General features: G+C 45.4%; 19 protein-coding genes and 1 pseudogene. 3 read left to right on the plus strand and 17 right to left on the minus strand.

All coding sequences use genetic code 11. The features are described 5' to 3' along the window. Position 1: 1 nt before the first annotated feature. From AZI86_RS14340 to AZI86_RS14375, 9 genes and pseudogenes are all read right to left on the minus strand, one after another. Positions 2–1,414, minus strand: a complete 1,413-nt coding sequence (locus tag AZI86_RS14340) for a hypothetical protein (RefSeq protein ID WP_061835929.1) — start codon at positions 1,412–1,414, stop codon at positions 2–4. A gap of 21 nt (positions 1,415–1,435) precedes the next feature. Further along, positions 1,436–2,083 carry a hypothetical protein gene (locus AZI86_RS14345; protein ID WP_061835931.1) on the minus strand — a complete coding sequence of 216 codons (648 nt, stop codon included), beginning with the start codon at positions 2,081–2,083 and terminating at the stop codon, positions 1,436–1,438. Between the two features lie 3 nt (positions 2,084–2,086). Further along, complete coding sequence (locus AZI86_RS14350) at positions 2,087–3,943, minus strand: hypothetical protein (protein WP_061835933.1); 1,857 nt, start codon at positions 3,941–3,943, stop codon at positions 2,087–2,089. Between the two features lie 105 nt (positions 3,944–4,048). Further along, on the minus strand, positions 4,049–5,458 hold the full coding sequence (mpl, locus tag AZI86_RS14355) for a UDP-N-acetylmuramate:L-alanyl-gamma-D-glutamyl-meso-diaminopimelate ligase (protein WP_061835935.1): 1,410 nt from the start codon (positions 5,456–5,458) through the stop codon (positions 4,049–4,051). Positions 5,459–5,480: 22 nt separating this feature from the next. Then, positions 5,481–6,302, minus strand: a pseudogene (locus AZI86_RS14360) (serine hydrolase domain-containing protein); the annotation flags it as partial. 15 nt (positions 6,303–6,317) lie between these two features. Further along, positions 6,318–6,542: a hypothetical protein gene (locus AZI86_RS19420; RefSeq protein ID WP_253715963.1), complete on the minus strand. Its 225-nt coding sequence runs from the start codon at positions 6,540–6,542 to the stop codon at positions 6,318–6,320. Further along, positions 6,539–7,474: a S66 peptidase family protein gene (locus AZI86_RS14365; RefSeq protein WP_061835936.1), complete on the minus strand. Its 936-nt coding sequence runs from the start codon at positions 7,472–7,474 to the stop codon at positions 6,539–6,541. The genes AZI86_RS19420 and AZI86_RS14365 overlap by 4 nt, the downstream gene beginning before the upstream one ends. Then, on the minus strand, positions 7,471–8,760 hold the full coding sequence (gene purB / locus AZI86_RS14370) for an adenylosuccinate lyase (RefSeq protein WP_061835938.1): 1,290 nt from the start codon (positions 8,758–8,760) through the stop codon (positions 7,471–7,473). Before purB ends, AZI86_RS14365 begins: the two co-directional genes overlap by 4 nt. Beyond that, positions 8,757–10,049, minus strand: a complete 1,293-nt coding sequence (locus tag AZI86_RS14375; RefSeq protein ID WP_061835940.1) for a hypothetical protein — start codon at positions 10,047–10,049, stop codon at positions 8,757–8,759. The genes purB and AZI86_RS14375 overlap by 4 nt, the downstream gene beginning before the upstream one ends. A gap of 166 nt (positions 10,050–10,215) precedes the next feature. Here AZI86_RS14375 and AZI86_RS14380 point away from each other — a divergent pair, with 166 nt between their 5' ends. Then, the gene (locus tag AZI86_RS14380; protein WP_253715964.1) at positions 10,216–10,779 is read left to right on the plus strand and encodes a glutathione peroxidase; all 564 of its coding nucleotides are present in this window, start codon (positions 10,216–10,218) and stop codon (positions 10,777–10,779) included. A gap of 107 nt (positions 10,780–10,886) precedes the next feature. Next, positions 10,887–11,675, plus strand: coding sequence for an outer membrane beta-barrel protein (locus AZI86_RS14385; protein ID WP_061835942.1), 789 nt, complete (start codon positions 10,887–10,889; stop codon positions 11,673–11,675). Here AZI86_RS14385 and AZI86_RS14390 read toward each other — a convergent pair. The 7 genes from AZI86_RS14390 to AZI86_RS14420 are packed head-to-tail and all read right to left on the minus strand — an operon-like array spanning position 11,672 to position 19,577. Then, positions 11,672–13,042 (minus strand): sodium-dependent transporter, encoded by a 1,371-nt coding sequence (locus AZI86_RS14390; RefSeq protein WP_061835943.1) that lies wholly within the window; start codon positions 13,040–13,042, stop codon positions 11,672–11,674. The two genes, AZI86_RS14385 and AZI86_RS14390, sit on opposite strands and share 4 nt — an antisense overlap. Beyond that, positions 13,042–14,385 carry a ribosome biogenesis GTPase Der gene (der, locus tag AZI86_RS14395; protein WP_061835944.1) on the minus strand — a complete coding sequence of 448 codons (1,344 nt, stop codon included), beginning with the start codon at positions 14,383–14,385 and terminating at the stop codon, positions 13,042–13,044. Before der ends, AZI86_RS14390 begins: the two co-directional genes overlap by 1 nt. Further along, complete coding sequence (era, locus tag AZI86_RS14400; RefSeq protein ID WP_061835945.1) at positions 14,363–15,280, minus strand: GTPase Era; 918 nt, start codon at positions 15,278–15,280, stop codon at positions 14,363–14,365. Before era ends, der begins: the two co-directional genes overlap by 23 nt. Then, on the minus strand, positions 15,280–15,969 hold the full coding sequence (rnc, locus tag AZI86_RS14405) for a ribonuclease III (protein ID WP_061835946.1): 690 nt from the start codon (positions 15,967–15,969) through the stop codon (positions 15,280–15,282). Before rnc ends, era begins: the two co-directional genes overlap by 1 nt. Continuing rightward, positions 15,966–17,309, minus strand: a complete 1,344-nt coding sequence (gene mtaB, locus AZI86_RS14410) for a tRNA (N(6)-L-threonylcarbamoyladenosine(37)-C(2))-methylthiotransferase MtaB (RefSeq protein WP_061835947.1) — start codon at positions 17,307–17,309, stop codon at positions 15,966–15,968. The genes rnc and mtaB overlap by 4 nt, the downstream gene beginning before the upstream one ends. Then, complete coding sequence (gene mnmA, locus AZI86_RS14415; protein ID WP_253715965.1) at positions 17,294–18,376, minus strand: tRNA 2-thiouridine(34) synthase MnmA; 1,083 nt, start codon at positions 18,374–18,376, stop codon at positions 17,294–17,296. Before mnmA ends, mtaB begins: the two co-directional genes overlap by 16 nt. Beyond that, the gene (locus AZI86_RS14420) at positions 18,369–19,577 is read right to left on the minus strand and encodes a cysteine desulfurase family protein (protein WP_061835948.1); all 1,209 of its coding nucleotides are present in this window, start codon (positions 19,575–19,577) and stop codon (positions 18,369–18,371) included. Before AZI86_RS14420 ends, mnmA begins: the two co-directional genes overlap by 8 nt. A 164-nt stretch (positions 19,578–19,741) precedes the next feature. Here AZI86_RS14420 and AZI86_RS14425 point away from each other — a divergent pair, with 164 nt between their 5' ends. Further along, positions 19,742–21,172, plus strand: coding sequence for a hypothetical protein (locus AZI86_RS14425; RefSeq protein WP_061835950.1), 1,431 nt, complete (start codon positions 19,742–19,744; stop codon positions 21,170–21,172). Here AZI86_RS14425 and AZI86_RS14430 read toward each other — a convergent pair. After that, complete coding sequence (locus AZI86_RS14430; protein WP_061835952.1) at positions 21,169–22,107, minus strand: glycerophosphodiester phosphodiesterase family protein; 939 nt, start codon at positions 22,105–22,107, stop codon at positions 21,169–21,171. The two genes, AZI86_RS14425 and AZI86_RS14430, sit on opposite strands and share 4 nt — an antisense overlap. Positions 22,108–22,178: the final 71 nt, after the last annotated feature.

Raw genomic sequence — 22,178 nt, forward strand, 5'->3', positions numbered from 1 at the left:
TTTAAGCCTTATGAAGTTTTACAACTTTATCTAAATCATCCGACTGTAAAGTCGCCGGCGCTAGTTGCTTAAAGAGTCCTAGTTTTTTATTCAAATTCAAATAATTTGCTAAGACCGCCGCAGCCACGTAATCGGGACGCGATCCCACAAGTGTGGTCGTATCCACACTTTGATCTTCCAGGTAATGACCCACCTGCGAACCACTTGAAGTCAATGCCCCGCTTGGATCAAAGGCGATCATGAACTGCAATGAAGAGCTATAATCACTGGACCAGATGCTTGACGAAGTATCCGAAGTTTCGGATGAACAGGCTCCATCGGTTGTTACCAAAATGAACAAAGGCTTATTCATTCTGGAAGCAAGCTCTATCATATTTCCAATTTGCACACCGGCATTAAAGTCTTTGGTATCCGCGGCCGAACGAAGACCTGGAGCATGATAATCATAACCACCCAACGTGATGCGCCCGTGAGAAATATTTCCGTTGAGGGCGTTATACACAACACCCGCTGAAACCGCCGTCGTATTGTTCACCGCTGTATTGGCGGCAATTTTATAAACGGCCTGAACGTTCGCGTCCTTACGAGGATCTACGCCCGAAGCCCCCCCTGCGGCGATAATATCACCGGACTTGATGCCGGCCTCTTGTAAAACAGTTTTTAAGCCCGTATTTTTCGTATTGATTTTACCAATTTGGGATGAAGTCATTTTACCCACAAAACGAGCCAGAGAGTCTTTTTGTGTTTTGCTTAAAAGACCGTTATCCGCTAGCACGCTTGAATAATTTAAAGCCCCAAACATCGTATCAAGGCTGGCCATGTCCAACATTGAATTCGGCGAACCAAAAACAGGTTTGATATTTTCTTGTCCAGATCCTTGATGAACGCCGGGAAGAATTTTACCAATAAGTCCCGCCTTTTCTAGCGGGCCGGAAAGATCATAAAAAGGACGAAGTGCCGCCTGTCCTGCGGTGTCGTTGGCGGTATTTGTACACAAAGCCACCAAGCGAGCCTTTGCGAGTGCTTGAGCTGAAGCCACAGACTGAATGCCTTTATGCAATTGCGATGAAGACGCGAAGTCAGCACCCATCACTTTTTCTGTTCCAAATCCCGCTTTACCTAAGCCTAATTTTGAATAAGTACCTAAGAGTCCCCCACCGGCATTTTTAACCACAAAATTCCCGTGCAAGGCGGCCCCACCGCTTAAGCTTAAGGTCACAAAGGGCATCATCGAGCCCGCCACTTGGGCTTCGGCACGACTGGCCATGGTTAAGATCGAAGTAATAGCCCCTGGCACCGCGATGCGGGCGGCAAAGGAAATCACGCCTGTCTCTAAAAGCTCACGACGCGAAAGACGAAGACCGGAAAGATCGTTCGGACTTTCTAAGACTTTTTTTAGTTTGTCGTTCTTCATGATCCCCCCAAAAACTAAAACTTACAGCAGATAAGAGTCCGGCACCGCCAGCATCCCGGTGCAAATGAAAATGGCGAGCTTATCTGTTTCCGTCGCTTTATCTAAGGCGGCGGCGTCTAAAGTTTTAAAGTATTCTTCGACAACCTCACTGAAATAAGCTGATTCTTCCGACGTCGCTTTGCGCCCCCACAAACGCGACGCCAAAGACTCATAAGACTTCAGTGCGCCCACTTTTCCGTAGGCCTTGGGGCCTTTAGAAAAATCTAAATCTAAAAAGATCTCTTTTGTCGTGATTCTTTTATCTTTCGCGACAGCTTGCTTACAAACCACGGCCGCTAAAGAGGTGATCGCAATCATCGACGGCGCATTTAAAAGAGTCATGTCGTTTTGCGGAACTAAAAGATTACGACGATAATTAATCTCGCTATTCACCTCGGACATATTTATGTCTGCCGGCGCAAGGTTTAAAAGCGACATCATCGACTCTAAAGTCTGTTTAGCGTCTGTCGGCGCCGTTCCCATGGATTCTTCCGATGAAGCGGCATCAAAGGAACTGACTTCCAGCGTCCCACTTAAGACCGGCAACTGCTCAGCACAGTTCTGAAATCCCATTGCGATGAAGACGAAAGAAAACGTAAAACCAATGAAAGCTGAAATCTTATGTTTCATCGTCTAGTTCCCTTTCACGATGCCGCACGAAGGATCTAAAGCCACGGCCTGATAAAGGTTTTTAAGATTGTAATTCAAAGATTCAAAGCGATCGCCTAAGCGCTGCAACATCGCTGTGTCCGTCGAGGAAATCTTTTTTAAGCACACGCCCTCGTAGGCCCGTTTAGCCATGCACTGACTAAATCTGCGTGAATCAGCGAGCATGCGACCGAAATCATTAAGACCTTTGCCGCCGGATTTGCTAGAACCCCGCCAGCCAAAAAATCCAGCCTTGCTGCCAAGAACCGCGTTATTCACAAACGTGTCGTCCTTCACCACGAAACCGTAAGCGAAATTCCCCTTATTCATTTTTAAAGCCACGCCCGTTTCAGAATCAAAGGCATTTCTAGGAAAAAGTTTTAATTGCTCTTTTGCTCGTAAATAAGGAATCACCATGTCCGTATTAGAATCACGGCCCCGATTGATAAGTTTTCCTAAAAGACGATCTTTTTCATTGGCGGCCACGGCTTTGGCCGTTAAGTCTTGGTTATAGTGAAGGTACAATTCAGACAGTTCTTTTTTGTTGTCTAAGTTACAGCGCAAAAAATTAGTCTCTTGGGTCGCGGCACTTAGGGCCGTGTTACTAAAATGATCTAAGCAAGATTTTACATAATTGGTTCTGTAAGTGGCATTATCTTTATTTGTTCTGAAATCCGCGAGTTTTGCCGCTTTTTTAGTTCGGTAATCTGTCGTTAAACTCACAACCACCGCCGGGTCGCGAATGGTATTTAAAAGACTGTCCATCTGCGATTTGGCCGAAGCCGCAGTCGCTCCCCGTGCAATCAGATCATCATAGCGGACTTTATAAAGATCAGAATTAGCCTGATTGGTTTCAAGATCTGGAATCAATGTTGCCACGGCAGGGTTTACAACCTCGGCTTGATATTTCGTATAACTTGCAGCAATACCTTCGCTGTTAAAAAAATCCCCGTGAACTTGAGAATAAATTGTCGTAGCCGCGCCATTAGAAAAGTTACCATAATCTGATTTCGCAAAAGCGCCACGCATCCCATCCATCACCGCATGACAGCTCTTACAGCTGGTAAGATATTTATTATGGTCCCCTGCAGGAAAACGCTCCACATCGCGTCCTACAAACTGATCTGACGCGTTTGAATCTGCGGCTTCGGCCATAGAAACACAAAGAAACTGTTTTAATGAAAACTCCACCGCGCGACGGTTCGAGCCTCCACCGAGATTTCTTTCGGCAAAAGTACGCGTGGTTAAAACTCCGGCAGCATCTTTCCTAGGCTTGGTCGTCACGATTTCATAATTGAGAGCACTTTGGTTTTTTAAAGTATCTGCTGAAACGGTGACTAGCTCTTGAGGAGACTTAAAGACCAAAGCTTTAGCAATATCGGTAAAAGTGCTTTCTGCCGTTGAATAGTTGTTTTGATTAAAATAACGCGTGCGTTTATCGTCGGCATTAGCTACACCGCTGAGCTCATAATAGTAGTTGCCCGTTAAGACGTCGCGAAAATCTCTATTATCCCGAACAATCCCCATGATCAGGGCTGAAAAGTCATTAAAGGGAACTTTGACGGATTCGTCTTTATTAGAAAGACGTAAAGAAAGATTTTTAATTTGAACGTTTAAGAAATCAGAAGAATTCGCGACGAGCTTTGCCGCTTCTGTATTATTGCCTAAGGAGATCTGCTCGGCGACGGCTTGAAGCTCTGCTTTTTTCACAGAGACCTTCACCCCCGTCATGCGCTCATAAAGTTTTTTGGCTAAAAGAAGGTCGGACTCCGAAGGTGCCGCAAACGCCTTCAATGAACACAACAAAAATGAAATAACAAGGACACACATCCTGCTATGCATTTTCAAATCCCCCTGGTCTATTTATTATCGGATAAACCCAGGGGAAGCGTTACTTTTTGTATCCATATTCCAGCAATGAGACGCGGAATTCTGTCATGCCGGAAATTAAGCTAGTGATTGTAACAATTTGGTATAAATCCCATCAAAACCGCCATTGCTCATGATCAAAATGACATCCCCCCGCTTAGCTCGGGCTTTAAGTGCGGAGACAATAAGATCCGCCGAATCAAAATCTTCCGCCGTCACGCCTGATTTTTTTAGGTCCTCAATCAGCTCATGAGACGAAAAACGGTTGTCTTCATCAATCTTGGACTGATCAAAAGCCTTCGCTAAGAGAACTTCATGGGAGCCTTTGAAGGCTTCGACATAGTCTTGTTGAAATACTTTACGACGAGATGTTGCACTTCGCGGTTCAAAAATCGAAAACACTTTACGACCTGGGTACTTCTTCTGAATCCCTTTAACCGTCTCACGCACGGCTGTTGGATGATGAGCGAAGTCTTCAATTACCAAGATGCCGTTAGGCTCTCCTAAGATTTCTTGACGACGTTTTACGCCTTCAAAAGACTCCATGGCGATTTGAATGCGATTTTCCGAAAATCCCAAAAGCTTCGACATTGCGACCACGGCCGTCGCATTAAGGACGTTATAATCCCCCGTGATTTGCATATTGTAAGGCCCTAAGATTTCACCCTTATGATGAACCTCAAACGCGAGACCTTTTTCATTTTGAAACAATATTTTGGCTTTAAAATCCGCATGAGCTGCAAAACCATAAGTGAAAGAATTTTTGCATTTTGCAAGCTTACGCAATTCCATGACATTGGCATCTTCCGCGCAAGCAAGCAAAGTCCCGTTTTCCGGGATTAAATGCATAAGCTTCGCAAAAGAGTCTTTCACCGCCTGCAGATCCTTATAGATGTCCGCGTGGTCAAATTCAACGGAGGTTAACACCACGTGTTTTGGGCGGTAATGCACAAACTTGGGAACTTTATCAAAAAAGGCCGTGTCATATTCATCACCTTCGATGATAAAATAATTGCCTTCAGGATTTTTAAAGCTCTGCGCGAAATTTTTCGGAATACCACCGATTAGGAATCCAGGTTTTACACCGGCGTTTTCCGCCACCCAAGCCATCATGGATGTCGTCGTGGTCTTCCCGTGAGTTCCTGAAATCACCACACTTTCACGATTTTCGATGATGAATTCACCCATCGCCTTAGGAAGGGATGTGTAAGGAATTTTTAGTTTCATCAATTCTTGAGCTTCTTCGTTATTGGCAGAAATCACGTTCCCCACAATCACAAAATCAGGCTGCGGGTGAAGGTTTTCAGCCTTATAGCCCTTCATGATCTTAATGCCTAACCCCTCAATTTGCGTCGACATCGGAGGATAAGGATTTGAATCGCTTCCCGTAACTTTAAATCCGCGATCCTTAAGCAATCCCGCAAGCGACGCCATCGCCGTCCCGCAAATCCCCATCAAATGAACATGACTTCCTGATTTTAAATCCATTTAAAATTTCCTATTCCGGCTTTTAAAGGCCTGAGCGACGATAATTTTCTACAATCCAATTGTGAATGTCTGGGCGCAATTTTCCAAATGCTTTATTATCTGAACCATAAAGAACGCGATTCGAAAGAACAATCACGCTCATGTCCATCTTCGGATCATACCAAACCGATGTTCCGGTAAATCCCGTGTGACCAATAGATTCCAAAGAAAAATAACTTCCACAGCTTGCCGACCCCGGAGTCGGCATCATATACCCCATCGCCCAATCGCCGTGACCTTCCGGTAAAGCACGCTTGGTAAACATCTGCATTGTTTTTTGGCGAATAGAGTAACGAGCTATCCCCAAAAGATGTGAGCGCAAATGAAGCGAAAACCAACCCACATCATCAATACTTCCAAAAAGTCCCGCATGAGTTGAAACCCCACCTAAAGACCAACAGTTCAAATCATGCACTTCACCCTGGATCAGCTTACGGCGCACGGGACATTCTTCTGTTGGCGCAAAAAGCTGGGTTTTGATATTGGTTTGATTGTGAGGATGAAACTCTAAAGTCGTTCCTTGGTAAAACCGAGTTTTAACATCATTCCAAATATCAATCAGCGGACGGTCGTACATTTTTTCTAAAACAAATCCTAAAACTAAAAACCCGACGTCGGAATAAACCGCCATTTCTTGTTTTTCAACTTTAAGGCCTTGCAGAATTTCCCGCAGTTGCTCCCGGCGCTTTTCTTCGGAAAGCTGCATATTGATCTCTTGATAAAGCGGCAACCACCAAGCAAGCCCCGAACTGTGAGTCAGGAGCTCGGTTAATTTGGTTTCTTTATGCGGAAACCACGGCAAAAACTCGGAAACTTTGGATTAAAAAGTCCACTTACCCGCCTCAAACGATGCAATCATCGCTTGCGTCGTAAAAAGGACCTTGGTGAGGCTTGCTAGATCATAATAAGCATAGGTATTTCCTACGGCGACGTCGCAAATAATACGTCCGCCTTGATAAGCCCGCACCATCACACCCGGCGTGGTATCGCGAATACGTTCTTCCAAATTTTTAATAATATTTTTTTCTAAGACTGAAAATTTCATAAAACCTTCCCTCCGGTTTGCACTGTTAGCACTCCGTGAGATTTTTCCATTTCAAGGACACAGGGCGTATTAAACGGGACAGGACGCTGAATCGCCGCATGTCCTGACTGAATGCCTTGGAAAAGCGGGATTTCTAAATCAGCCGCCCAACGCTTAAACACCAATGCAAAATTATTTTTGCCGGTCGATGGTTCTTCCCCACCGATAAAATCACCCAAAATAATACCATGGCATTTTTTAAAAACACCGGCCTGACGAAACTGTTCTAACATGCGATCAATTTTATAACCGCGCTCACCGATATCTTCCAAAAATAACAAACTTTTCGTTGCATCAATCTGCCACGGTGTTCCCACGTGCGATTGCAACGTGGCTAAATTTCCACCCACAATGCGTGACTTCAAAGCTGTCACTTCTTTAGCCGCGACATTTAAAGGTTTTAACTTTTTAAACTGAACTTCTTTGACCTTGCCAAATAATACGTCATGAATTTCTTTAACGTTTTTATTGCTTAAAGTGCCGCTCCCCATACGAGTTAGAATCGGCGCATGCAGTGTCGACCAGCCCCATTCTTGAGTCACAAATGAATGCAAAGACGTAATGTCACTAAGGCCAATCAACAATTTGGCTTCTTTCGGTTTTTTGATCTTGGCTAACAGCGGAAGCATACGATTGCTACCGTATCCCCCGCGGACACACCAAATCACTCGCGAATCCTTAGACTCAATCGCCGCCCTCAAAAAGGAAAAACGCTCTTCATCGTCATGCGCATGAATAAAATGCGGCTTAATCATGTTTTTAGGCATACGCGGCTGAAGTTTCCACTTTAAAAGAAAATCATATCCCGCCTGCACTTCCTGTGCGGGCGCCGGATATCCCGGAGCCACGATATCAATGACATCTCCTTCTTGGAGAAACGACCACTTTGTCACGTCGTCACTCGCTTAATAATCTCTTTAATAGATTTTTTATGCTTCTTACCTGTAAAGATCTCTTCAATTTCTTTAGGCTTCAAAAGTTTGCGAACTTCCGAAGATTCTAAAAGCTTCTTACGCAGATGTTCTCCCACCCCCAAAGAATGACAAAGGCGTTGCACTAATGCATAGGCCTCTTCGCGAATCATTCCTTTTTGAATGAGGGACAATAAAACATGCGAACTAAAGATCTGTCCTTGAGAGCGATCAATATTGAGAAGCATCTGACGTTTATCCACATCTAGACCGTCAAGCAAGATGCTCATACGATTTAAAGCATAATCAGCCACAATAAAGGCATCTGGAAAAACCACACGTTCCACTGACGAGTGACTGATATCGCGTTCATGCCACAAGGCCACGTTTTCCATCCCAGCAATCGCATAGCTGCGAAGCAAGCGAGAAAGTCCCGAGATATTTTCTGCGCTGATCGGGTTTTTCTTATGTGGCATCGCCGAAGAGCCTTTTTGACCTTTGGTGAAGCCCTCAGTCACTTCTGCCACATCACTGCGCTGAAGATGTCTTAACTCAATCGCCAAACGCTCTAAGCCCGTCCCTAGCAAAGCTAAAGAGTTTAGCATTTCCGCATGACGATCCCGGGGGATGACTTGGGTGGCAATAGTTTCGCTTTTAAGTTTTAATTTTTTAGCTACCGCCGCTTCCACTCGCGGAGCTTGACTTGAGTATGTTCCGACAGCACCGCTCAGTTTGCAGATCATCATATTTTCAAGCGCTTCTTTAACACGCTTATGATTGCGCTGAGCCTCTGCCAAGAACCCCGCCATCTTAAAGCCGAAAGTCGTCGGTTCGGCAAACATACCATGCGTGCGGCCCGCGCATAAGGTTTCGGCGTGCTTTACCGCGAGGGACTTTAGGGATTTCTCTAAGGCCTCCATGGATTTTTTTAAAACTTCGCCGGCCTCACGCACTTGCAAGCTAAACGCGGTATCCAGGACATCGGATGAAGTCATACCGTAATGAATAAATTTTCCGTCCGGCCCCACATTTTCTGCCAAATTGGAAACAAACGCGATCACGTCATGCTTAGTTTCTTTTTCGATTTCAGAAATTCTTTTGACGTTAAATCGAGATTTTTGCGCAATGGATTTAGCGGCTCTTGCGGGAATAATCCCCATGCCCGCTTGCACTTGGGCGACGGCAATTTCTACTTGCATCATTTTACCAAATCGTTGATCGGCATGCCACAAAAGCCCCATCTCTGGTCGCGTGTAACGTTCAATCACTTCTGTGCTTCCTTTCTTTTTTCATTTTGCTCTTTAAAAAGCTTTTCTTTCCACCAAGTCGTCAAACGATCTAAAATCGCCTCATGACGAGCAAAGTAAGCCCCCCAAGCATAGTGGGGCCATTCTTCTGGGCCATCCAGGTACAAATTATTAAATAAAACTTTTCCGCGACGCTTATCCTGTTTTGGATCAAAAACCGGGAAGCGCGAAGCCCCCAGTTGCGCATAAGTATAATAGTACTCTTGCGGGAAACTTAAAATCTGCGGCTCCGACAAAGACATTCTTTGCACGAAAAGCCGCTTCATCTTTTCACTGCGCGAAGTCAGGTATTCTTTGTTAAAACGTTGCACGGTCGGCAAACGCATCCACACATCAAACTGATCGGGCAAACTGGTTCTTTGCAAAACCATCATATTCTCATGCGTCCATGGCGAATTCACATCATCAATCAAAAGAGCATGCGACGGCAAATGATCGCGCTCAAAGCATTCTTTTAAACCCACGCGATAGCGCACCCAGCACCACTCAGGCTCTAAAGCGCCTTCCGGATAAAAATATTTCCCCAAACGTTCATTCAGGAAATAGCTTTCTTCACTTGAAAGCATCCACACCACTTGCTCAACACGGTAAAGACCTTGTTTTTCACCCAAGAGTTCAAGACCTGAAATGGTTTTACGAGAACTAAAAGAGATATCTTCAATTTGTGGTCTTAAAACTTCAACACCTTTGGAGGACAACCACTCTAAGGATTTTTCTAAACCTGCTCGTGTTGCCTGGCGAACTAAGAAAGAAGAAAACACGGGCAAGGCCTCGCCACTTTCTGCCGCTTGCGCGTTCGGACGATAGGTCGTTCCCGCCCATTGATGCGCTAAATGCAAAAGCCAGCTTTGTTCAAACTGAAAAGCATCCAGGTTTTTATAAAGAGGGCGCGCGTTTTTCATGGTGCCATCTAAAGTCTCTTTCACGTGGGACGAAAGACGTGAACGATCTAACTTGTATTTAGTCAAAGGACCTTTGAATTCAAAAGGACCTTCTTTTAACCACAGAGTAAATCCGTTAGGAACTTCCGTGTAGTGGTCGTCGGAATAAAGGCGTTCCATTTGCGATTCAGAAATTCTTTCGTTACGAAAAAAACCAAACGGACCTTCAACATCTTCTGATGGCCACACACCTAATTTGGCAGAGACATCAATCAAGGTTGTTTTGATCCCTTCTTTAGCCAATGCCGCCGCCAACCAATGACCGCGACCAAATGCTGAAACTAAGATAACGGGATGACCCAACTCCATGATTTTACTTCCTTGGATTTTTAACCTAAGACTGCTTAATGATTAGAAAATCAGGACTTCCTAAAGTCAAAGCCGCGCACCGCATCCAAATGAGCGGAAACTCGTTTTTCTTGCCGAACATGCTAGCTTAAATCTAAGATCCCACTCACTTCCAAAGGAACTCCTCGTGCGTCTTTTTTTAGCATTTTCGGCCCTTCTTTTCTCGATAAGCACTTTCGCCGCCTCCCCCACATCAGCTCCGGATCTTTTCTATGAGCTTTCTGCTCAAGATATCAATGGCCGTAAGGTGAATTTCTCGACTTACCGAGGCAAAGTGGTGCTGGTCGTAAACACCGCTTCTGAATGTGGTTTCACACCACAGCTCGCGGAACTAGAAGCCCTGTACAAAAAACACGCAAATCAAGGGTTCGTGGTCCTCGCCTTTCCGTCGAATGATTTCAAACAAGAAAAAGCTGACAATAAAGAGATCCAAGCTTTTGCCACTAAAGAGTACCACACGACCTTTCCATTTTTTGAAAAAGCCCCGGTTCGCGGCGATGACAAGCAGCCAGTCTATCAGTTTTTGACTGAAAAAAAGCCCGGTATCTTGTTTAAGGATGTTGGTTGGAATTTTGAAAAGTTTCTGATCAATCGCAAGGGCGAAGTGGTGGACCGCTGGAGTTCGATCACAAAACCCTCCTCTGGATCAATCACCAAGGCCATTGAAAAAGCCCTTTCTGAACCTTTATAGTCGTCTTTGTCTCAATAAGGTACAGATCAAGAGATTCCTTGTGGGTTTTGTCACTTTCTTTTGAAGTTTTAGGCTCTTTCATTCGATAATAACTAGAGGGGGATCTTGTGAAAACCACAGTATCTTTTAGCCATATTGCGCTGATCGCATTTTTGGTCGGCGTCGTTTTTTCTCCAGATCAAAGCTCTGCCAGTTATTTAACCGGGTCTTCTTCGGATCAAAAACCTTATCTGCTTGCGCAAGTCGATCCAGATGAAGCTTACGATCCGTTTACGGACTATAGCGAATTTGATGAAGAGTCTGATGAAGAAGCAGATATTAACTTTTTCCGTAACGGTCGTTTCTTTACGATTGGTCTTGCGGGAGGAACTCGCGGATTCACCGGAAACTTTGCCGACGCTTACGGCAGCGGTCCTACTTTCGGGATCTTTCTTTCTTACTTCTTTGACCTTCGTTTAGCGTTAAGTTTGGGCTTTCAAACTGGCGACCATGGTGTTGGATTTACTGTGAATAACGGTTCTAAAACCTATACCGGCAATGTCTCTTTAACGGCTATTAACTTTGACTTAAAGTATTACTTGAACACGCAAAACGTGACCCGAGGCTTAGCAGACTTGAATCCTTACTTGCTTGCAGGTCTAGGACAATTCTATCGCACTTACACGATCTCAGGCCTTGATGGCTTTAGCCGCGACTCGACCATGGGCTTTGATGTCGGTGCGGGTTTAGAGATTCCCCTGATGCGTAAAAAAGCTTATTTAGGAATTCAAGCGGCTTATCATTACGTTAATTTCAGCGATGAAAACAAATCCTTCATCGATGGAACTGAAAAGTTAGATAAGAACTTGGCCGGGGACTTTTACGACTTCCTCGTGATTCTAGGGATGAATTTCTAAAAAAACAAATCCAATACTTGCATTAAAAGGCCCAGGATAATCACTCCTGGCGCCACCCATCTAGAAATAAAATACCAATGTGGATACATCGTATAGCTGACAAATTTGTCCTTATCGACAAAGTTCAGCTCTTTTTCTTTATCCGTCGTGCCCCAGTTGTAGGCCATCAAGATTCCTAAAGCGATCAATGGCAACATCCAGTTGATCAACAAGCTGTCTAAAGCCTCGATCAAAGAACGCCCCCCTAAACGCACCTCTTTAAACACGGAGCTTGAAAGTGCTGGCAAAATAGCAAAACTTAAAGCCGCTAGTCCCGAATACCAAGTGGCCGGTCCCCGTTGCATTTTCTTTTGCACGTCCACCCAATTAGAGACAACGACCTCTAAAAGACCGATACTGGCGTTTAAAGCCGCCATATAAAGACAGACGAAGAACGCCAGACCAAAAAGCGTTCCCCCGCGGATCCCCAAAAGATAACGCGGTAAAACTTCAAACATCAACGCGGGATCAGTGAGTGGAACATTGGACGCCTGAAACGCCAAAGGGAAGATCATCACGACCGCAATAAGAGAAATGACCGTATCCACCACCGTTACGCGAAAACCCGCCGTCGGTGCATGATCGTCTTCTTTCATATAGGAACCAAAGGTCACCATGGTTCCAAAACCCACCGACAAGGTGAAAAACACGTGTCCAATGGCATGATTTAAAGAGGACCACGTCAGTTTTGAAAAGTCGGGATAAAAAAGAAACCGCAAAACTTCCGGCGTCGAAGGCAAAGAAAAACTGCGTAAAACCAAAAGCAAGACCAGCGTGGCAAAAAGCGGCATGGTGTAAGAGATAAACTTCTCTAATCCCTCTTGCACGCCTTTAACCACGACCACAATCGTAATTAACAAATGCGCACTGGCCAACATAAACTGCAGCCAACCGTTAGACATTAAAGCGGCAAGATTGGTTTTGGCCGTCACGATCTCCGGCGGACTAAAAAATGAGATCAAAAATTGAGTGAGGAAATGCAGAACCCAACCACTGATCACCGCATAATATGAAAGCACGATAATACTTAAGATGACCGAAAATCGCCCCGCCCAACGGAATCCGCGACCGGCTTTCTCACTTAAGCGCTGGGTGGCCACTAAAACGGAACGACGACTGGTTTTCCCCATGATCAATTCATTGATCAACATCGGCGCCCCGATCGCCAAAGACATAAACACGTAAATCAAAACAAAGGCGCCGCCACCGTTTTCACCTACCACGTAAGGAAAACGCCATAAGTTCCCTAAACCACAGGCTGAACCGATGGCTAAGAGATAAAACCCGAACCGGGTTCTCCAGGCTCCGCGACGCACGTTTGACGACATTACTTCTGCCCCGCTCCTCGACTCTTCATACAGAAGATCCTGATTGGCATACCCCAAAGATCAAAACGCTCTTTCATATTCTTAATCAAGAAACGACGATACGCATTGGTCACGCCATCCGGGCTGTTTGCAAACGCAATAAATGCCGGCGGACGCTGATAGGTCTGGGTGACATAATAAAATTTCACATTTGTTGTTCCCCAGACCGGAGCCGGAGCTTTGCGAATGGTTTCAAAGAAGAAGTCATTGAGCTCTGCCGTTGGGATGCGGAACGCCAACTGGTTCCCCACATGCTCGATCATTTCAAAAAGATCTTCGATCCCTTGATTGGTTTTTGCACTTGTAAACACCACGTGCACATCGGTAAAGAAATGGAACACGCGCTCCACTTGTTCACGGAATGTTTTGCGGTATTCCGGAACTTCTTTATTTCCTAAGTCGGATTTATTGGCGACCACAATCACCCCTTTGTGATCTTCTAAGATTGCCTGCATGATGCGCGCATCTTGATCCGTGGGACCAATCGTACCATCGACCATCAAAATCACGATATTCGCACGGCGAATGGCTTCTTGAGATTTAAAAGCCGAAATGATTTCTAAATCATCTTCGCGCTTAGCCGACTTACGCAAACCCGCGGTGTCCACCAAATTATAACGTTTCCCGTTGAAAACTAACGGCGTATCTACCGAGTCAATGGTCGTACCTGCAATATCAGACACGATCATGCGGTTAGAACCTAAGATCGCGTTACAGATAGAACTTTTACCAACATTCGGTTTTCCGACGATGGCGATATTAAGTCCCTCTTGAATAACAACCTGGTTTTCTGGAGTGTTGTTGGTAATCCACTCCAAAACATCTGAAACGCCCCGACGCTGTTCAAACGAGGCTGAAACGATATCCACACCGAACTCATAAAAGTCGGCTTTGAACATGTCATCATCTTGAACGCGATCCACCTTATTGATCACCAACAAGAAAGGTTTCCCCGTTTGTTTGGCCACGCGGATAATGTCGCGATCTTCAGGCAAAAGGCCTGAACGACCATCCATCACCGCCACGATCAAATCCACGGAATGCAAAAAGTCAGTGACTTGTTCTTTGATCAGTTTAGAAAAAATATCGCCGGCTTCGGTGATTCCACCGGTGTCGATCAAGTCAAACTGCTTACCCCAAACTTCAACCGGCGCAATCATAATATCGCGAGTCACCCCGGCCTGGTCTTTAACCACCGCCTTACGAGTTCCGGTAATAATATTAAATAAAGTCGATTTCCCTACGTTGGGCCGACCAATAATCGCCACTTTGGGCGCAAATTCAGTCGTCATTTCTTGTGACATATCCCAACTCCTTCATCATTCTTTTATTATCTGCCCATTCAGGCTTACAGTTTACTTTCAGATCTAAAAAGACCTTTTCGCCCATGATCTTTTCAATTTCTTTACGCGCTTCCATACCGATGCGCTTGATCACTTGGGCATTTTTACCGATCACGATGGGCTTATGACTTTCGCGCCCCACCAAGATCTCCGCATAGATCTTAGGCATGGGACCTTCTTCATCAAACTTCACAATGCGAATTGCCAGAGAGTATGGGATCTCGTGATGAAGAATCTCAAAACATTTTTCACGAATCACTTCCGAAACCATTTCACGCACATTTTCGTTCGTGAAAAGTTCAATATCATATAACGGTGCCGGCGATTGCGGCATCATCTCTAAGAACTCAATCAACATAGCTTCGCGATCTTCCGCCGCTTCTTTGCCTTTTGAAACGGTGCTGACTGAAATGGAGAGTGCTTTCCCGTTACGTTCTTCGATCATTTTTTTAAGGATCATCAAACGGTGAGCTTTTTCAATGATATCTGTTTTTGTGATCACGCCAATCCAAGGCTTACCACTTTTAGAAACCATATCTAAAACGCGCTCCGCATCTTCAGGCTTTCCTTCATCAACACTGACCACCGCTAAAAGCGCGTCAGAGTTCTTGATCACGTCTTCCGCTTCTTGGGCTAAGAATCCATTAAGACCTTTTTCTGCGTGAATGATTCCCGGAGCGTCAACGAATACAATTTGTCCTGCTTCATTGCTCCAGATACCTAAAATACGACGGCGAGTGGTCTGAGGTTTAGCTGATACGATAGAGACTTTTTCTGAAACCAGAAAATTCATCAGCGTACTTTTACCCGCATTAGGTTGACCAATCAGACCTAAAAATCCAGCTTTATAAGACATTAGTTCGTTTCCTTATACTTTGCTTCTAGCGCACATTTGGCGGCCGCTTGTTCGGCGTTTTTCTTACTGCGTCCGCGCCCTTGTGCCCAGACATCTTCATTTACTTTTACACACACTAAAAACTCCCGATCATGAGGGGGCCCTTCTTCGGCCAAGACCTCATAGCGAGGAGTTTCGCGTTGATGTTTCTGCACAAGCTCCTGCAGACGAGTTTTATAATCCTTTTCAAAATCTTCATGACCACAGACTTTGTCCGTCAGGCATGAAAACTCCTGACGAATAAATTTCTTAGCCGATTCAAAGCCGCCATCTAAGTATAAAGCCCCAATCACGGCTTCTAAAGCGGAGGCCACCAAACGAGGTTTCGTCGCCCCGCCAGTTTGTGCTTCGCCCTTACCCAGCTTCATAAGGTCATTGAGCTTCATTTCAATCGCGAGCTCTGAAAGTACTTCTTCGTTCACGATGCTGGCTCTTTTTTTAGAAAGTCCCCCCTCGGTATCCGCCGGGAACTTTTCAAATAAGAACTCTCCCACGACCAGGTCTAAAACGGCATCGCCCAAAAATTCTAACTTTTCGTTGTGCTCAACGGTGTTTTTAAGTTCATTGGCATAACTTTTATGCGTGAGTGCGCGTTCAAGTGTTAAAAGATTTTTAAACTGATACCCCAGGCGTTTTTGCAGTTCGATCATAAAATGACTTCGCCTCGCAAGTGACCTTCCATGTGTTGTTTATTGGAATGATCATAACCGGTGATACGGACATCAATTTCTTGTCCCGACCAGTGATCAATAAAGCTTTCCGCCCCTTCGATCTCTACCGGCCAATAATCATGACTTAAACCTTGGCCACCTTTCGCCGCATTTTTTAAGATCAACGTCTTTTTAACTGATCCCAACTGCTTTTGCGCCTCTTGTGTGTAACGTGAGATACTTAACTCTCGCAAACGCGCGGCACGCTCGGCACGCACGTGAGGATAGACAGAAGCCTCCATCGCGGCCGCTCTTGTCCCTTGACGTTCACTATAAGGAAAAACATGCAGCTTCGTCCAAGGAAGGGACGCTAACGTATCATAGGTGTCTTGGAATTGTTCTTCCGTTTCCGTAGGGAAACCGACGATCACATCCATTCCCACAAAAGAGTTCGGAACACGTTGGGCAATCGCATTTAAAGATTTACGCACATCTTCTTGGGTGTATTTACGTTTCATATGGAAAAGCACATCCGTATTAGCACTTTGGATGCTCATATGAAAATGGGGGCACAGACGTGGATCTTGATACAATTCCAGAAGTCTTTCTGAAACTTCCACCGGCTCTAAGCTCGCTAAACGAAAGCGCGGGACCTTGGTACGCGCTAAAAGATTTTCGATTAAATCTTCCATCACGTACTTTTTTTCGCCCACGGTATCTTCATAATCACCGATATGAACACCCGTTAAAACGACTTCGCGAGCGCCTTCGGCATACAGATCATTGATTCTTTGAACCAAATCCATCACCGGGATAGAACGACTTTTCCCCCGCGCATATGGGATAATACAATACGTGCAAAAACTATTGCAGCCGTCTTGGATTTTTAAAAACGCCCGCGTATGGCTTTTTTCAATTCCACCACCGGCTTCCAAATCTTCTTTTTTAAAGATATTGGACTTAAATACTTTTTCGGTCAGCTCGCCACGGAAGTGTTTTGATAGAAGATCGGGCAACGAGCCTTTATGAGAGTTCGCCACGATAAGATCAGCCCCTGGCAAGCCAGAAAAAGATCCCGTATCGACTTGCGCGGCACATCCGGTAACAACCACTGTGCAAAATGGATCTTTCACCTTAAGGCGTCGAATATAGCGAACCGCTTCTTTGGTCGCCTCTGCCGTCACCGCACAGGTGTTTAAAACGTGAATGCGCGCCTCTTTTTGCCCCGAAACAACCGGAGCAAAACCATGCGCATTCAGATTCTTTTGAATCAGTCCGGCGTCGTAGGTATTGACCTTACAACCAAAGGTATGGACTTGATACTTTAAAGTGTGATCCATCCGCCGCCTACTAATTCCCGTTCACGGTAAAACACCGCTGCTTGACCGGGAGTCACCGCTCTTTGTGGTTCCATAAATTTTAATTTAAATCCGTTTTCCGTTTTAAATACTTTTGCCGGCGATCCTTTGTGTTGATAGCGAATTTTGACATTCATCAGTTCGCCATCCTCTAAATCACGCAACAAGTGCGGATCGACCACATCCACTTCGTGAGCAAAAAGATGCGATTCATCCCCCACCCACACGGTGTTGTCATGGGCATCAATCTTAAGCACGAATAATTTTTCGTGATAATCCATACCAAGACCTTTGCTTTGCCCAATGGTGTAATTATGAATTCCCTCATGAGGTGCCATCACCTCGCCTTGCGGGAAGCGCTTGATAAAACCTTTTTTGGTCGCAAGCACCGCACTGCTGACTTGGCTTTTGATAAAGTTTTGATAACCTTGGTTCCCCACAAAACAGATTCCTTGAGAATCTTTTTTCTTGGCGGTTACCAGGCCTCGACTTTCAGAATAAGCACGGACCTCAGGCTTTTTCATATCCCCTACAGGGAATAATAATTTCGGCACTAATTCTGGATCAATGGTAAACAGGAAATAAGTTTGGTCTTTCCAATCATCCGTTGAGGTGTGAATCGCGGCCTTGCCGTTATCGTCATAAACGATCTTTGCATAGTGACCGGTCGCAAGATAATCACAATCAAGTTCTTTCATCTTTTTAACAAGATGATCAAATTTTAAATAGGTATTGCAGTTCACGCATGGAAGTGGCGTTTGCCCGTCAAGGTAAGCCTTTAAAAATGGATCAATAACCGCGGCACGGAATTTTGCTTCGCAGTTAAGAACATAAAATGGAATACCCAGACGATCCGCAACCGAACGCGCATCATCCACATCTATCGAAGAACAGCAGGTGCCGTTTCCTTCTTCGATATCGCAAGTGGAATAATCCCACACTTGCATCGTCGCCCCGATAACTTCATATCCCTGTTCGACTAAGAGCGCAGCCGCGGCAGAACTGTCCACGCCTCCGCTCATAGCAACAAGGACCCTTCCCTTAGACATGGCAAGAATCTCCTTCTTCTTCGTTATTGATAGATCGCAATCTTGCGACCACTGTCTTTAATGCTTCAACAAACCCATCCACTTCTTCGCGCGTGGTGTCCCAACCAAGACTTAAACGTAAACTGTTTTGCGCTTCGGCGCGCGAAAGCCCCATTGCTAACAACACGGGGCTGGGCTCGGGATTACCACTGGAGCAAGCGGCCCCCGTAGAAACCGCATAACCCATAATATCTAAGGACATCAGCATGGTTTCGCCGTCAGCACCCTTGACCACCAAAGAACTCGTGTTGGGTAAACGCAAATTTTCCCCGGCGGTGAGGGTGACTTCAGAAATTTCCGAAAGAATGCGGCTTTCCATATGATCACGCAAAATTTCTAACTGTTTGGCTTTATCGGCCACAAGCGCAAGTCTTTTTGCCATCACGCCTAAAGCCCCAATGCCCAATGTATTTTCAGTTCCCCCACGACGGTGTCTTTCTTGACCACCACCATGAATCAGCGAACTCAAATAAGACCCTTTGCGAGAATATAAAAATCCAGATCCCTTCACCGAATAAAACTTATGACCCGAGAAAGACGCGAAATCCACGCCTAGGTCTTGCAAATTCAAAGGAATTTTCCCAAAGGCCTGAACCGCGTCGGTATGAAAAAGCGCGCCCTTTTCATGAGCGATACGCGCCATCTCTTTCACCGGAAACAACGTGCCCGTTTCGTTATTGGCCAACATCACCGACACCAAAGCCGTTTCGTGGCTCAAGTGAGCTTTATAAAATTCCATATCGATTTCACCTTGGCGATTCACCGGGATGAAATCAACGCGCGCACCTAAAGCTTTTAGATGCTGCATGGTTTTAATAACGCTGGGATGCTCAACCTCAGAACACATGAAATGCGTGCGACCCGCTTGTTCCGCGGATACAAAAGGAGCCGTTTGACGGTAATCAAAAACACCTTTCAGCACGGTATTGTTGGCTTCACTGCCACCCGAAGTAAATACGATTTCTAAAGGACTTACACCCAAGGCATCAGCCAGATTTTTTCGCGCATCACGCAGAATATTTTTCGGACTTCGACCACCCCAGTGAATAGAACTAGGATTCCCCCAACTCTGTGCAAGTTCGGGCAAGGCCGCAATGACTTCTGCACAAACAGGAGTCGTGGCGTTGTGATCAAAATAATGAAAGACCTTGGTCGGGATCATGGTGGCGCGACCCTATCACAGTTCTTAAGTATTGAGAACTCTTATGAATATTTACCGTATTAAGGGGGTCTAGGTTTTAGCCAGAAGATGAAGAAACTTCACCCAAGCGACTAGACCTCATGATTTTACTCAGGTTTTAAGGGATTTGGCCGATAGGAAGACTGATGAGTCAAAATACCTGGTTTGAACATTTTAAAGAACAACTTCAAGGACTTACCGAAGCTTACGAGAGTTCAGGCTCTGCATTAAGCCTCTTGGGTTATGCTTTGAAAGAAAAACGCCTCAGCTCTGAAGAATATCTCAAATGGGCCGTGACTCATCATCAACTACCAAAGCTTCAGTCACGATTTTTTACAGAAACTCAGCTATCCCAGGAAATGTTCGCGAAGTGGGCGACCCATTACCGATGGTCAGCGGAGTGTCTGCCTGTGGCGGAGTGGGACGGATCCCTCATCGTAGTATGTCTTCAACCGCCACAGGATTTTCCTTCTTTTCCCACGGCAGCCTTAGTTTTAACTGAGCTTGAAAACATCGAAAAAGCTTGGGACCTTTTTCACCCTAAAGCCGCGGCAGCCCCTGCCGAAGCGACGGTCGTTGCGCCAACCCAAATTCCTAAAAAATCTTCAGATAGCTTCTCTTTTGAAGACCTGGGTGTGACCCCCGACAGTGAAGTTTCTGAAACTACAAACTCGGGCGTTGAACTTTCAAGCGAAGATGGCGAAGGCAAAGAAGAAAGCAATCCTGATGATGCTTTAGCAGGTCTTTTTGATGGTCCCACCGTTGTAAAACTCGAGGCCGTCGGAGGATCTCCACTAGAAAAAACGGTGGTCTTAGAAAAAACCGCCGCTCCGGCTCCGGCGCCCGCCCCCGTTCCTGTCGCTGAAGCGACAGTTTCTGGCTTGACCGGACTTTCTAAAATTGTTCCGCCAGAACCTCCTCCGTCGACAGTTCCAAAACTTGAAGCCACTCAACCGACTATATCCGTGGCGAAAACTCCTGCTGGTCCTCCGCCACCACCAAAGCAATCAGAAGTTGATCTTTCTGATGACAGCTTTGCCAATAAAAAAATTCCGATTGTGGCACGCCCTGCGGGTGTCGCGAAGCCCATTGTTAATCCGGTGGCTTCGGGTCATTTTTCATTAGAAAAAATAAAAAAGAAAAACTCTGGCACCATCAATGATCGCATTAAAGAAGTTTTAAGCGAAATGAAGATCTATTTTGAAAAATCGATGATCTTAACTTTGGATGAACAAGAAACCCAACTTGTGGCTTTCGCATGGGATGAAAACTTCAAAGGTATTAAAGACACAAGCATGCGTTTTCCTCTGAAAACTCCAAGCATCTTTAATATCGTGGCTTCAACACAAAAGCCTTACCACGGCTATGTTTCTTTAAACGAAATTAATGAAAGATTTTTTGATGACTGGAATCAAGGTGTGGTTCCGGATCACGTCACCATCACCCCACTCATGGTTCAAGAAAAAATGGTGGGAATGCTTATCGGATTTGCGGATAAAACAGCTTACAACAAGGTCTCTTTAACACTGGCCGAAAAACTTTCTGGCGAGTTTGTTAAAGACCTTCAAGCCGCTTAATTACAAAAACTTTTAGCGAATTGAAACCACTCTGGGTTGTCGGTGATAACTCCGTCTACGCCGATCTCCATAAGCATTTTAGCTTTGTCTGGCTCATTCACTGTCCAAGGAACCACTTTAATCCCAAGTGGATGAATAGAGGTCGATGCATGGAAGTCGGCTAACATTTGCGGAGTGACCTGACTAAAATGGGGCGTCACCAGCTCCGCTCGCAGTTCTTGGGCAATCTTCACCCCGCCGCGAGCATCACTTAAAAGAGGCGATAAACGCAAATCCCTGCGCTGAGACCGAACGACACGCAAAGTATCTATATCAAAGGATTGAATCATCACTCTTGCCGGATCGATACCTGATCTATCAATCACAGATAAAATACGGTCGACGTAAAACTCACGGTCCGGATAATATTCTGGCTGAGTCGGGTTGTATTTGATTTCAATATTGAGTTTTAATGGTTTTCCCCGGAGCGTCGTTTTATTTTTTAAAACATCTAAAACTTCAGCCAAGGTCGAAATTTTTTCGCCCGGAACTGGAGACCCGCGAGTGACAAATGAGCCGCAGTTGTAGGTTTTGATTTTTTCTAAAGTCATTTTGCGATAAAAAATCTGGCCAGGAATTTCTCGCCCCTCGGAATCACGACATTCTTTTTTCATAAAGGCATCGTGAGCGACCACAACCTGATCGTCTTTGCTTATTTGCAAGTCCATTTCGATAAAATCGGCCCCTTGCTCAACCCCCCGCAAAAACGCCGTCATCATATTTTCAGGACGATCCCACGCCCCGCGATGAGAATGGATTTCCATGGTTTGAAGCTTCTGACATAACCGCGCAGACTCAACTGAAGACGGCTGGCGATCTAAATCAGCCACCTTGGAATTTGAGGTCACGCAACCCGCTACCATCAAACTTAATCCCGCTAACCAAATGCTTTTCATGTCTTATCCCTCGCGGTTAGAACCTCTATTATCTAGGAAGTCATAGCGCCTTGTCTAGGGGGTGTAAAATT

This window comes from Bdellovibrio bacteriovorus, from assembly GCF_001592735.1.
GTDB classification, from domain to species: domain Bacteria; phylum Bdellovibrionota; class Bdellovibrionia; order Bdellovibrionales; family Bdellovibrionaceae; genus Bdellovibrio; species Bdellovibrio bacteriovorus_D.